The 12686-nt window shown below is 72.2% G+C and carries 13 protein-coding genes; 7 read left to right on the forward strand and 6 right to left on the reverse strand.

Annotation, left to right across the window (positions count from 1 at the left end; all coding sequences use genetic code 11):
- Both ABTX18_RS18690 and ABTX18_RS18695 read right to left on the reverse strand, forming a co-directional pair.
- Complete coding sequence (locus ABTX18_RS18690) at positions 1-1698, reverse strand: TlrC/CarA/OleB/SrmB family ABC-F type ribosomal protection protein (RefSeq protein ID WP_352123795.1); 1698 nt, start codon at positions 1696-1698, stop codon at positions 1-3.
- Positions 1699-1973: 275 nt separating this feature from the next.
- Complete coding sequence (locus tag ABTX18_RS18695; RefSeq protein ID WP_352123796.1) at positions 1974-2363, reverse strand: DUF5997 family protein; 390 nt, start codon at positions 2361-2363, stop codon at positions 1974-1976.
- Between the two features lie 58 nt (positions 2364-2421).
- On the opposite strand from ABTX18_RS18695, the gene ABTX18_RS18700 reads away from it, so the two are divergent.
- From ABTX18_RS18700 to ABTX18_RS18715, 4 genes are all read left to right on the forward strand, one after another.
- Complete coding sequence (locus tag ABTX18_RS18700; protein WP_352123797.1) at positions 2422-3240, forward strand: LysR substrate-binding domain-containing protein; 819 nt, start codon at positions 2422-2424, stop codon at positions 3238-3240.
- Positions 3241-3294: 54 nt separating this feature from the next.
- Positions 3295-3807 (forward strand): DinB family protein, encoded by a 513-nt coding sequence (locus ABTX18_RS18705; protein WP_352123798.1) that lies wholly within the window; start codon positions 3295-3297, stop codon positions 3805-3807.
- A 130-nt stretch (positions 3808-3937) separates the two neighbouring features.
- The gene (locus ABTX18_RS18710; RefSeq protein ID WP_352123799.1) at positions 3938-4435 is read left to right on the forward strand and encodes a peptidylprolyl isomerase; all 498 of its coding nucleotides are present in this window, start codon (positions 3938-3940) and stop codon (positions 4433-4435) included.
- Between the two features lie 155 nt (positions 4436-4590).
- Positions 4591-5331, forward strand: coding sequence for a Clp protease N-terminal domain-containing protein (locus tag ABTX18_RS18715; protein ID WP_352123800.1), 741 nt, complete (start codon positions 4591-4593; stop codon positions 5329-5331).
- A gap of 76 nt (positions 5332-5407) precedes the next feature.
- Here ABTX18_RS18715 and ABTX18_RS18720 read toward each other — a convergent pair whose 3' ends face one another.
- The 3 genes from ABTX18_RS18720 to ABTX18_RS18730 all read right to left on the reverse strand — a co-directional run bounded on the left by ABTX18_RS18720 (position 5408) and on the right by ABTX18_RS18730 (position 8903).
- Positions 5408-6559: a serine hydrolase domain-containing protein gene (locus ABTX18_RS18720; protein WP_352123801.1), complete on the reverse strand. Its 1152-nt coding sequence runs from the start codon at positions 6557-6559 to the stop codon at positions 5408-5410.
- Positions 6560-6677: 118 nt separating this feature from the next.
- Positions 6678-7253, reverse strand: a complete 576-nt coding sequence (locus ABTX18_RS18725; RefSeq protein WP_352123802.1) for a histidine phosphatase family protein — start codon at positions 7251-7253, stop codon at positions 6678-6680.
- Between the two features lie 180 nt (positions 7254-7433).
- Positions 7434-8903: an aminotransferase-like domain-containing protein gene (locus ABTX18_RS18730; protein WP_352123803.1), complete on the reverse strand. Its 1470-nt coding sequence runs from the start codon at positions 8901-8903 to the stop codon at positions 7434-7436.
- Between ABTX18_RS18730 and ABTX18_RS18735 the strand changes: the two genes are divergently transcribed.
- Positions 8902-9891, forward strand: coding sequence for a DMT family transporter (locus ABTX18_RS18735; protein WP_352123804.1), 990 nt, complete (start codon positions 8902-8904; stop codon positions 9889-9891). The genes ABTX18_RS18730 and ABTX18_RS18735 overlap by 2 nt on opposite strands.
- Positions 9892-9933: 42 nt before the next feature.
- Positions 9934-10143 carry a DUF1918 domain-containing protein gene (locus ABTX18_RS18740; RefSeq protein ID WP_352123805.1) on the forward strand — a complete coding sequence of 70 codons (210 nt, stop codon included), beginning with the start codon at positions 9934-9936 and terminating at the stop codon, positions 10141-10143.
- Between the two features lie 42 nt (positions 10144-10185).
- On the opposite strand, the gene ABTX18_RS18745 is transcribed toward ABTX18_RS18740, so the two are convergent.
- A complete protein-coding gene (locus tag ABTX18_RS18745; protein WP_503061167.1) occupies positions 10186-11463 on the reverse strand; it encodes a glycoside hydrolase family 10-like protein in 1278 nt (425 codons plus the stop codon).
- A 233-nt stretch (positions 11464-11696) separates the two neighbouring features.
- Between ABTX18_RS18745 and ABTX18_RS18750 the strand changes: the two genes are divergently transcribed.
- The gene (locus tag ABTX18_RS18750; RefSeq protein ID WP_352123806.1) at positions 11697-12557 is read left to right on the forward strand and encodes a 3-hydroxybutyryl-CoA dehydrogenase; all 861 of its coding nucleotides are present in this window, start codon (positions 11697-11699) and stop codon (positions 12555-12557) included.
- Positions 12558-12686: the final 129 nt, after the last annotated feature.

Here is a 12686-nt window from a genome sequence, read left to right on the forward strand (position 1 = left end):
CTATACCTTGGGAGTGGCAGGGAGCCGGTTCGCTCCTTGCCTTTCGTGTTTCCGTCCCGTTCCGGTGACGGCACCCTCCCTCAGCTCCATCCGGGTACCGCTGAACCGTGCCCGCATGCGGCGGTCGTGCGTGACCAGCACCAGCGCACCCGCGTAGCCGGTCAGCGCGGCCTCCAGTTCCTCGACCAGCGCGGGTGAGAGGTGGTTGGTCGGCTCGTCCAGCAGGAGCAGGTCCACCGGTTCGCTGACCAGCCGGGCGAGTTCGATGCGACGCCGCTGGCCGTACGAGAGATCTCCGACGCGCAGTCGCAGGGCGTCCGGTTCGAACAGGCCGAGCGACAGCAGCCGGTCGGCGTGCTCGTCCCGGTCGCCGGGACGGCCGTGGGCGAACGCCCCCAGCAGGGTCAGGGCCGGCGGCCACGGCGTCTCCTCCTGCCGCAGGTGTCCTACCCGTCCGGCGACCCTCACCGCGCCCGTGTCCGGCCGGTGTTCCCCGGCCAGGACCCGCAGCAGGGTGCTCTTCCCGGCGCCGTTGGGGCCGGTGACCAGGAGCCGTTCGGCCGGTCCGATGCGCAGCCGCGGCACGTTCAGCCGGCCCTCGACGACCACCTCGTCCAGAGCAGCGGCCGGCGCCTCGCCGGGGGTGGCCGCCGTGGTGATGCGGGCCTTGAAGGACAGCGGGTCGGGCGGCGGGGGCACCGGGTTCGCGGTGAGCCGTTCGGCCCGCTCCTTCGCGTTGCGGATACGGCTCATCGCACCGTGGGCGCGACCGCGTGCCCGGAACGCCCCGGAACCGAAGGCGGCCTTCGACATCTTGCGCGGGATTGCTTCCAGGCGGACGGCGTTGGACTCGGCCAGCCGACGGCTGCGGTCGAGCTCGGCCCGCCACTCCTCGTACCGCTCCTGTCGCCGCCTGCGCTCGGTGGCCTTGGCCGTGAGATATCCCCCGTAGCCGTTGCCGTGGCGGGAGAGGCGGCCGCCGTCGATCTCCAGGACCGTGTCGGTGATCCGCTCCAGGAACACCCGGTCGTGGGTGACCGCGACCACCGTTCCGCGGTGGGCCCGCAGATGGTCCTCGAGCCAGCCGACCGCCCGGTCGTCGAGATCGTTGGTCGGCTCGTCCAGGAGCAGCAGTTCCGGGCGGGACGCCAGCGTCGCGGCCAGCGCCAGCCGTGAGCGCTCGCCGCCGGAGAGGGTGCCCAGCGGCCGGTCGCGGGAGAGCCGCGGCAGGCCGAGTCCGTGCATCGCGGTGTCCACCCGGGTGCCGGCGCCGTAACCGTCGCGCGACTCGTACTGCTCGGTCAGGCGTGCGTACGCGGCCAGGGCCGCCTCCAGTTCCGGTCCAGGGCGTGCTGCCGCCAGCGCGAACTCGGTGCGGCGCAGGCGGGATTCGAGGGCGCGGAGCTCCCTCAGTGCGAGGTCGACGGCGTCCTGGACGGTGGCCCGCGGGGGCAGCCCGATGGTCTGGGCGAGATACCCCGTGCCACCGGGTGCGATGACGGACATCTCGCCGGCGTCGGGCCGTTCCTCGCCCGCGAGGAGGCGGAGCAGTGTGGACTTGCCCGCCCCGTTGTCGCCGACGACGCCGGCCTTCTCGCCGGGCGCGAGGCTGAACGAGATCTGTTGGAGCACGGTGCGGTCGCCGTAACGCTTGGTGACGCCGTGCAGGGAGAGTTGTGCGGAGTGTGCTGGGTGCATGAGGAAGCCCCTGTTCCCGGCCATGCCGGCAGAACGGATTCGAGGACGAATCGGCGCCACGGCAGCGGAGCTGAGCTCTACGCGGTCGTGGGCGGGGCGATCACAGTGTTCCCATGCGGACCAGGCTACGCGGGGCCCGGCCGGCCGTCACCCGCTTTTCCGGGCCGCCGGCTGCGGTGCCTTCGGTTGAACGACGTGTGGGTGGTCTCCGTACCCCGCGGATCCTCGCGGGAACGGAGACCACCCACCCGGTGGTTCTCGGGGGCGGACAGGCCCTAGGAAGCGTCCTTGCGCTCCGCGTTCCGCTCCTTGATGCGGACGGTTTCCTTGCGGACCTCCGCCTGCGTGGCCCGCTCCTTCTGCAGCCACTCGGGGTTGTCCTGCTTCAGCGCCTCGATCTGCTCCGTGGTGAGGGCGTCGGTGACTCCGCCGCGGGCGAGACCGGAGATGGAGACGCCCAGCTTGGAGGCGACCACCGGCCGCGGGTGCGGGCCGTTGTGCCGCAGGTCCTGCAGCCACTGGGGCGGATCGGCCTGGAGGGCCGCCAGCTCGGCGCGCGAGACGACACCCTCCTGGAACTCGGTGGGGGTGGCCTCGAGGTACACACCCAGTTTCTTCGCCGCGGTCGCGGGCTTCATGGTCTGGGTGGTCTGGTGCGACGTCATGGTGTCAAGAGTATCGAGCGTGTGCGCCCCCTCTGACCACGACCGGTAACCTGGCGGGGTGACAGGCTCGGAAGCATCCCCTTCATTCCGGCTCGCGTACGTCCCCGGAGTGACACCCACCAAGTGGGTGCGGATCTGGAACGAGCGCCTTCCCGGTGTCCCGCTGACTCTCGTCGCGGTGCCGTCCGCCGAGGCGACGGCGTTGCTGCGCGCCGGGGGCGCCGATGCCGGGTTCGTCCGGTTGCCCGTCGACGGGACGGACCTCAGCGCGATCCCGCTCTACACCGAGCAGACCGTCGTCGTGATCCCCAAGGACCATGTGGCCGCGGCGGTCGACGAGGTCTCCCTCGCGGAGCTGGCCGACGACATCGTGCTGCATCCGCTCGACGACACCCTCGGCTGGGACCGGCTCCCCGGCAGGCCCGCGATCGAGCGCCCGGCCACGACGGCGGACGCCGTCGAGCTGGTGGCCGCTGGGGTGGGGGTCCTCGTCGTCCCGCAGTCTCTCGCCCGCCTGCACCACCGCAAGGACCTCACCTACCGTCCGCTGTCGGACGCGCCCGAGTCGCGCATCGCCCTGTCGTGGCCGGAGGACCGGACCACCGACCTGGTGGAGGACTTCATCGGGATCGTCCGCGGGCGGACCGTGAACAGTTCCCGGGGCCGCGGCACGACGCCAGCGGAACAGCCGAAGGCGAAGGCGAAACGCCCCGGGAGCAGCGGTACGCGCGGCAAGCCGGCGGCGGGTGCGTCGGCCGGGAGGAACGCGCGGGGCGGCTCCGGCGGGGCGAAGGGCGGGGCGCGCGGCGCCAAGGGTGCTTCGGGCGCGAAGGGCGCTTCCGGCGCCAAGCGCGGCAAGCCCCGCCGCCGGCCGTAGCACCGCAGGGCGTCCGCCTCGGGACTGTCAGACCCCGGTGGCAGCATCGGGATCATGACGCGACCCGAACGCCCGATGCCGCCCCTGAACGCCGACGAGCCCACCAACCTGGCCGCCTGGCTCGAGTTCTACCGGGCGACCGTGGCCGGGAAATGTGAGGGCCTGACCGACGAGCAGGTGCGCCACACCTCCGTACCGCCGTCCTCGCTGACCTTGATGGGCCTCGTCCAGCACCTGACGGAGGTCGAGAGGAACTGGTTCCGCCGGGTGCTGACCGGCGAGGACGTTGGCTCCGTGTACGACGAACCGGCCGGCCCCGAAGATCACGACGGAGGGTTCCGGCTCTCCGGCGACGAGACCTTCGCCGGGGCCTGCGCGCGCTGGCAGGAGGAGATCGCCGTGTCCCGGGCCAACTGTGCCGCGCGGGAGCTGGAGGACACCGCGCCCTTCATGGGGGGCGAGGTGAATCTGCGGTGGATCTACACCCACATGATCGGTGAGTACGCGCGCCACAGCGGCCACGCCGACCTGCTGCGGGAGCGGATCGACGGCAGCACCGGGGTGTGACGGTGCGGGGGCACGACAGGCCCACGGTTCCGGAGGCGTGTCCACCACATGCCCCTGGCCGGTCACCCGTGAGCGGTGTTTGGACGCGCCCGCCCGTCGGCGCCGGGCAGGCGGATGTCAGGATGGTTCCATGACGAGCAAGGTTTACTTCGACATCACCATCAACGACGAGGCCGCCGGGCGGATCGTCTTCAACCTGTACGACGACGTGGTTCCCGAGACCGCGAGGAACTTCCGCGAGCTGGCCACCGGCGAGCACGGCTACGGCTACAAGGGTTCGTCCTTCCACCGCGTCATCCCCGAGTTCATGCTGCAGGGCGGCGACTTCACCCGCGGTGACGGCACCGGCGGCAAGAGCATCTACGGCGCGAAGTTCAACGACGAGAACTTCAAGCTGGCGCACACGAAGCCCGGCCTCCTCTCCATGGCGAACAGCGGCCCGAACTCCAACGGCTCGCAGTTCTTCATCACGACCATCGTGACGTCGTGGCTGGACGGCAAGCACGTGGTCTTCGGCGAGGTCGCCGACGAGCAGAGCATGGCCCTGGTCAAGAAGATCGAGAGCCTGGGCTCGCAGAGCGGCCGCACCAAGGCGAAGGTCACGATCTCCGAGTCCGGGACGCTCTGACCCCGGTCCCTCGCGGAACCACTCGCCGGAACGCGCCGGCCGACGCTCACCGTCGGCCGGCGCGTTCTGCCGTTCGGGAGCTGGTCCGTTACGTGCACGCGCACGGGTGTCAACCGGAGGTTGACACGGCGCCACTGTCAACCTACCGTTGACACATGACCAACCCCGTAGGCATGACCCAGCCCGTCCGTCTGGACGACCTCATCGCAGCCATCAAGAAGGTCCACCCCGACGCCCTCGACCAGCTCCAGGACGCCGTCATCGCGGCGGACCACCTCGGCGACGTCGCCGACCACCTGATCGGCCACTTCGTGGACCAGGCGCGGCGCTCCGGCGCCTCGTGGACGGAGATCGGCAAGAGCATGGGGGTCACCCGGCAAGCCGCCCAGAAGCGGTTCGTCGCCAAGGACCCCGGTGAGCTCTCCGCCCTCGATCCGAGCCAGGGCTTCAGCCGCTTCACCCCGCGTGCGAAGAACGTCGTGATGGCCGCGCAGAACGAGGCCCGCGCCGCGGGCAACGCCGAGATCGGCACCGAGCACCTCGTGCTGGGGCTGCTCATCGAGCCGGAGGCGCTCGCCGGCGCGTTCATCAAGGCGCAGGGCGTCGCCCTGGACTCTGTCCGCCAGGCCGCCGAGCAGGCGCTCCCGCCGGCCTCCGAGGAGCAGCTGCCCGAACTCATCCCGTACAACGCGGATGCCCGCAAGGCCCTGGAGCTCACGTTCCGGGAGGCCCTGCGCATGGGGCACAACTACATCGGCACCGAACACATCCTGCTGGCCCTGCTGGAGCACGAGGACGGCGAGGGGCTGCTGACCGGCCTCGGCCTCGACAAGGCGACGGCGGAGACGGCGATCGCCGAGGCGCTCACGCTGATCGTCGACGCGCAGAAGGACTGACCGACCGCCACTCGCCCGCCCGGCCCCGCCTGCTACGAGCGGGGCCCGTCGTTCCCGCCCGCGCGAGGGGGCCCGCTCACAGCGACGCGTACACCGCCTCGACCAGTGCCGTCTTGCGCGGGTCGTTCGCGATGTGCGGGCCCATCCGGTTCATGACGTAGCCCAGGGCGACCCCGTTCTCCGGGTCCGCGAGACCGCAGGAGCCGCCCGCGCCGTCGTGACCGAAGGCCCGCGGGTTGGGTCCGTAACTGGCGTCGGGGCCGCTCAGCCACAGGCCCAGCCCGATCTCCGTCTCATGGGTGAAGCCCGCGCCGAGGACCAGGTCGCGGCAGCTGCCCTGGCCCTCACGGACGCGTTCGGCGGCCTCCTCGGACAGAATCCGCCGTCCGCCAAAGGTGCCGCCTCCCGCGAGGATGCCGTACAGCGCGGCGACCGCACGGGCGGTGCCGTGGCAGTTGGCGGCGGGGATCTCCGCCTCCCGCCACTCGGCGGTGTTGGCGGCGGCCGCTCCCGTCGGCGGGTTGAGCAGCGAGGCGAGGGCGACCGGCTCCAGCTGTGCGAAGAGGGCCGCCTGCCGGGTCCGGTCCGCCTTCGGCACGACGAGTTCGGCGGCGCGCCCGGACTCCTTCTCCGGGAGGCCGACGGTGAAGTCGATGGCGAGCGGGCCGGTCACCTCCTGCCGCAGGAACTCCCCCGGCAGCAGTCCGCTGATCCGACGGATCACCTCGCCGACCAGGAAGCCGTAGGTCAGGGCGTGGTAACCGGAGCGGGTGCCGGGCTCCCACCACGGTGCGGTCGCCGCGAGCCGTGCGGTCGTCAGTTCCCAGTCGTAGAGCTCCGCCAGGGTGTGCGGCTCACGGAGGCCCGCGAGACCGGCGCGGTGGGAAAGCAGATGCCGTACGAGAACGGCCTCCTTGCCCGCCGCGGCGAATTCCGGCCAGTACGTGGCGACCGGGGCGTCGAGGTCGAGCAGACCGCGGTCGGCGAGGATGTGCGCGCAGAGCGCGACCGGTCCCTTGCCGGTGGACCAGACGTTGACCAGGGTGTCCTTTTCCCAGGGGCGGGTACGGGCGCCGTCCGCCCAGCCTCCCCAGAGGTCGGCGACGGGCCTGCCGTCGACCAGGACGGTGACGGCCGCGCCCAGCTCGTCGCGCTCGCGGAAATTCGCCTCGAACGCGCGGCGCACCGCGGAGAACCGTTCGTCGCAGTGGCCGTGGATCTGGGGCACGGGGCCTCCCTCGCCTGGGACATGCCTGGTCGGGCTCGGTCCCGGTCAACATACCGACTGGTCGGACCGACGGGAAGAGGTGGCACGCCCTCACCCTTTCGCAGGCGGGCGGTTCAGGTCAGCACGCCCCGGTTTCCAGGCGGAGGCTCCAGCGGCGCGGCAGCCCGGTGAGCGTGATGGTGGAGAGCGGGCGGACGTCGACGTTCCAGTACGCCGACGGCGGGGCCTTCAGCGCGTAGACGAGGGCCGCCCGGACGACGGCGGGCTCGGCGACGGCGACGATGGAGCCGTCGCAGGGGGGCCGGGTGTCCAGCCAGTTGCCGATCCGGGAGATGAACGCGAGCAGCGACTCGCCGCCGTGCGGGGCGGAGCGCGGGTCCGCCAGCCAGGCGTCCACGGCGGCCGGTTCGCGCGCGGTGACGTCGGAGAGCGTGCGGCCCCGCCAGCGCCCCATGTCGCAGTCGCGCAAGGCGGGCTGGACCATTGGCGCGAAGCCGAGCGCCTCCCCGGTGGCGCGGCTGCGGGCGGTCGGCGAGCAGTAGCGCAGTTCGGCCGCGCCCAGGGGCACGAGGGCCGGGGCGGCGAACCGCACCTCGTGCCAGCCGGCCTCGTCGAGCGGCCGGTCGTCGTCGAAGCGTTCGCCGAGCAGGGAGGAACTGCGCGCCGCGGCGACGAGCGAGATTCGGACACTCATGGCCGTGATCGTGGAGCCGATCGCCACGCGGGTCAAGAGCACCGCAGGAAGTGCCGCAGCGAGTGGTTCCGGTTCAGGCGAACCGGAGGCACATCCACTGGTCCGTGGGGTCGAGCGGCCGGAAGCCTGCCTTCGCGTACACGCCGTGAGCATCGGCTGTAACGCCCCCAGGCGCTTCGGTCATGGCCGGACCCGGTCCGCCGGGGTGTCGAGCACGCCTTCCCAGGCGGTGGACAGCCGGCGCACCCCTTCGGTGATCTCGGCCGGTCCAGCGGCGGCGACAAAGCTCAGCCTGACGTTCGGGGACGGGGGTTCGGCGCTGAAGTAGGGCCGTCCGGGCGCGATCGCGACACCGGCGCGCAGGGCCGCGGCGACCATGGCCGCCTCGTCCGCACCGGCGCCGGAGTCGGGCAGCCGCAGCCAGAGGTAGCCACCGCCCGCCGGAATGTGCGGCAGGGCGAGGCCGGGCAGCTCCCGGCGCAGCGCGGCGACCATGGCGGTGCGGCGGCTGCGCAGTTCCGCCGAGACGGAGCGCAGATGGCGCCCCCAGGCGGGAGAGCCCACGAGTTCCAGCGCGGCCTCCTGGAGCGGCCGGGGGACGAAGAAGCTGTCGACGACCTGGATGGCCCGCAGGCGTTCCAGGACCGGCCCCCGTGCCGCGAGGGCGCCCACCCGGAAGCTGGGCGAGGTCGCCTTGGTCAGCGAGCAGACATGGACGACGACCCCGTCGGGATCGTCGGCTGCCAGGGCCGCGGGGAGCGGGCCGGCGTCGTCGTGGACGAGGTTGCGGGCGAAGTCGTCTTCGACGACGAACGCTCCCGCCTCCCGGGCGATCCGGACGACTTCGGCACGTCGGCCGTCGGCGAGGACCGTGCCCGTCGGGTTCTGGAAGAGCGGCTGGCACACCAGGACCCGGGCGCCGGTGGCACGGAAGGCCGCGGCCAGCAGTTCGGGCCGCACGCCGTCGGTGTCCATGGGCACGGGCACGGGGCGCAGACCGGCCGCCCGCGCGGCCGCCAGCATTCCGGGGTAGGTGGGTGACTCGACGAGGACGGGCGCCCCGGGCTGGGCCAGTGCGCGCAGCGCGGTGGCCAGGGCGCTCTGGCCACCCGCGGTGATCAGCACATCGGCGGCGGTGAGGGCGGGGCCGATCTGCTGGGCGAACCAGGCGCGCAGTTCGGTGAGCCCGTCGGTGGGCGGCCGGCTCCAGGCGCCGGGCCGGCGGCCGGCCCGGGCAAGGGCTGCCGCCAGGGCCCGTTCCGGCTGCAGCGCGCTGTGCAGATAGCCGCCGTTGAACTCGACGACTCCGGTGGGCGGGGGCGTCAGGGTGACCAGCAGGCCGGACGCGTCGACCGTACGGGGCACTACTTCGGGGCCGCCGTCGCCGTTGAGCGACACCTCCTGCCAGGACGTGTCGGCGGGCGGCCGTGCCTGCGTACGGGGCTGCGCCCGGAACGCGCCGGATCCGGGGCGGGTGACGACGAGACCCTCCGCCGCGAGCTGTGCGACGGCCCGCGAGACGGTCACGGGACTGGCTCTGAACCGCTCGACGAGGGCGCGGCTGGACGGGAGCTTCTCACCTGGTGAGTAGCGGTTCACCTCAGCCCGGAGGACTTCTGCCAGCTCGGCGACACTGCTACGCTCTTGCATGACAGCAAAGGATAGCGCTACTGCCGGGCTCAGGATAGCGGTCAGCCCGACGAAGGACCTCTCCGCGGCAGCCTCGACGACGGACGGCCCTGCGGCGGCCCCGGCGCCCGTCCCCGTCCCGGCAGGGCGGAACGGCACGCTGCTCGCCCTGCTCGGCGTGACCGCCTTCTCTCTCACCTTCCCCTCCACCGCCTGGGGCCTGGAGAGCTTCGGCCCCTGGTCCCTGGTCGCCCTGCGCAGCCTGCTGGCCGCAGCCGTCGCCGGTGCCGTCTTCGTGGCGGCCCGGGTGCGGCTGCCCGAGCGGCAGCACTGGGCCGGTCTCGCCGTGGTGGCCGGCGGGGTGGTGGTGGGGTTCCCCCTGCTGACCACGCTGGCGCTGCAGACCTCGACGACCTCGCACGCGGCCGTGGTGGTGGGGCTGCTCCCGCTGACGACCGCGGTGTTCTCCTGCCTGCGCACGGGATCGCGGCCCCCTCGCACCTTCTGGGCCGCCGCACTCGCCGGGGCGGCGGTGGTGATCGCCTTCACCGTGCTCCAGAGCGGCGGCGGCCTCTCGACCGGCGACCTCTACCTCTTCTGCGCGCTCCTGGTCTGCGCGGCGGGATACACGGAGGGCGGCAGGCTGGCGAAGGTGATGCCGGGATGGCAGGTGATCGGGTGGGCGCTGCTCCTCACCGTGCCGCTCGCGGTGGCGGGTGCGGCGGTCGCATTGCCCTACGAACCGGCGCGGCTGACCGCGCACGGCGTCGTCGGACTGGTCTGGGTGTCGGTGGCGTCGACCTTCCTCGGCCTGTACGTCTGGTACCGCGGCATGGCGGACATCGGTGTCGCGCGGGCCAGCCAGCTGCAGCTCGCCCAGCCCCTGCTGACCCTCGTCTGGTCGTTCCTGCTCCTCGGCGAGGACATCACGCCCGCGGCCCCGGTAGCGGCGGTCGCCGTACTCGTCTGCATCGCCGCCACCCAGCGCGCCGGAGCCCGCCGGTCATAGACTTGTCGACATGGAACGCCACCCGTGAGGAGGTCACTCCCGATGGAGGCACACACGGGCGACCGGCTGCTGACGCACGGCAGGACCGTGGGACAGCACGACCGGGTCGCCGAGATCCTCGAAGTGCTCGGGGACGGGGGCGCTCCCCCGTACCGCGTCCGCTTCCAGGACGGACATGAACACGTGATCGCGCCCGGCCCCGACAGCGTCGTCCAGCACACGACCGCCCGGAGCCCGGACGCCGGAATCTAGTACCGTCCGCCGCCCCGCGGAGCGGCGGACGGGGCCGGCCGGTCAGCGCGGCGGGCGCGCCCGCGTCCGGTAGTGGTCGGCCACCACGCGGTCCATCGCACCGATCCGGTCCGTGACCACGTTCTTCCCCGAGAAGTAGACGTGGCCGCGGACCTGGTCGTGCCCGGCGGCGAAGTCGACGTGCCGGGACAGCTCCGCCGGATCCTGCCAGGCGGCGGGCTGGGCTGTGTCGCCCGCCTTGTACAGGGCCTCGCCGATGAACAGGTCCACGCCGGTGCCCCGGACCACATCGGCCCACCAGGGCACCAGCGACGCGTAGTCGGCGGGCGCGTAGCCCATGCTCCAGTACAGCTGCGGGGTGACGTGGTCGATCCACCCCTTCTTGATCCAGCCGCGGGTGTCGGCGTACAGATCGTCGTACGTCTGCACCCCGGCATCGGTCCGCGAGCCCAGCGGATCGGTGGAGGCGTTGCGCCACACGCCGAACGGGCTGACGCCGAACTGGACGGCGGGCTTGAGCGCCTTGATGCGCCCGGACATCTCCTGCACCAGTTTGTCGGTGTTGGAGCGCCGCCAGGCCGCCCGGTCGGGGAAGCCCGCGCCGTACTTCGCGTACGCGGCGCCGTCCGCGAAGGTCTGGCCCGCCACCGGGTACGGATAGAAGTAGTCGTCCCAGTGGACGGCGTCGATGTCGTAACGGCGGACGGCGTCGAGCATCGCGTCCTGGACGAAGGCGCGGACCTCGGGCAGTCCCGGGTTGTAGTAGAGCTTGCCGCCGTACGGCAGGACCCACTCGGGGTGCAGCCGTGCGGGGTGACCGGCGGACAGCCGGCCGGGGTCGGTGTGGTTGGCGACCCGGTACGGGTTGAACCAGGCGTGCAGCTCGAGGCCGCGACTGTGGGCCTCCTTGACGGCCGTGCCCAGCGGGTCCCAGCCGGGGTCCTTGCCCTGGACGCCGGTGAGGCAGGCGGCCCACGGCTCGTACGGTGACGGCCACAGCGCGTCCGCACTGGGGCGGACCTGGAGGATCACCGCGTTCAGCCGCCGGGCGACGGCCTCGTCGAGGTACGCGATCAGCCCGGCCCGCTGCGCCGCGGCCGTCAGACCCGGCTTCGACGGCCAGTCGACGTTCGCGATCGTGGCCACCCACATGCCCCGGAGCTCGCGCCGGAGCACATCCCGGGGGCCTCCTGGCAGGCCCGGACCGCCACCGCCCCGGGGAGCCGCGGTGGCATCACCTGCCACGGCGGCCGAAGCCACCACCCCGGCGACCGTACCGGCCGCACCCGTCACGAACTTCCGTCGGCCCATTTCTCGCATTTCGCCACACCTGCCGTTCCCTTACGTGTCCGCAGCCCCGGAATCCGGGCGTGGGACCGAGCATGCCCGCCTCGGCCCCCGATCCCCGGTAAGGGCGTGGCCGGCCCGCGACGACGCCCCCATTTGCCGGTCGCTCCGGGGCGCGGAGTAACGTCGTGGAGTCGTGGTGGAGCCCGGAATCAGACGGAAGCCGCCGAACGGAGAACAGCGAAAGGCACGAGGTGACGGACTCTATGGCCGACATTGCACGCGTCGGAGTGGTGGGCTGTGGCCAGATGGGCGCAGGCATCGCGGAGGTGTGCGCCCGCAGCGGCCTCGACGTCAAGGTGGCCGAGACCACCGGCGAGGCGCTGGAGATCGGCCGCACCCGGCTTCACAACTCCCTCTCGAAGGCCGCCGAACGCGGCAAGATCACCGAGGAGGAGCGCGACGAGACCCTCGGCCGCCTGAGCTTCACCACCGACCTCGGCGAGTTCGCCGACCGCGATCTCGTCATCGAGGCCGTCGTGGAGAACGAGCAGGTCAAGACGGAGATCTTCCAGGTGCTCGACCAGGTGGTGACCCGGCAGGACGCGATCCTCGCCTCCAACACCTCATCGATCCCGCTGGTGAAGCTGGCCGTCGCGACCTCCCGTCCGGACCAGGTCATCGGCATCCACTTCTTCAACCCGGCGCCGGTGCAGAAGCTCGTCGAGCTGATCCCGGCACTGACCACCTCGGACGACACGATCAAGCGTGCCGAGGCCATGGTGCAGGACATACTGGGCAAGCACCCGATCCGCGCCCAGGACCGTTCCGGTTTCGTCGTCAACGCGCTGCTGATCCCGTATCTGCTGTCCGCGATCCGGATGTTCGAGTCGGGCATCGCCAGCCGCGAGGACATCGACAACGGCATGGAGATGGGCTGCGCCCACCCCATGGGCCCGCTCAAGCTCGCCGATCTGATCGGCCTGGACACCGTGGCCTCGGTCGCCGACTCGATGTACGCCGAGTACAAGGAGCCCCTGTACGCCGCTCCCCCGCTGCTCCAGCGCATGGTGGACGCGGGGCGGCTGGGCCGCAAGACGGGGTCGGGGTTCTACCCGTACGCCTGAGCACCCGTACGCGGGCCCGGCGCTCACGCCGCCGGGCCCACCGGGCACGTTCCCCGAGGTCAGGACCGTGTGCGGCCCCGAAGAGCCTCGTCTGCCGCTGCCGACCCAACGCCGTGCCGGAGCGCTGTG

Origin of the sequence: Streptomyces sp. NPDC096323 (assembly GCF_040302845.1) — a bacterium.
Taxonomy (GTDB): domain Bacteria; phylum Actinomycetota; class Actinomycetes; order Streptomycetales; family Streptomycetaceae; genus Streptomyces.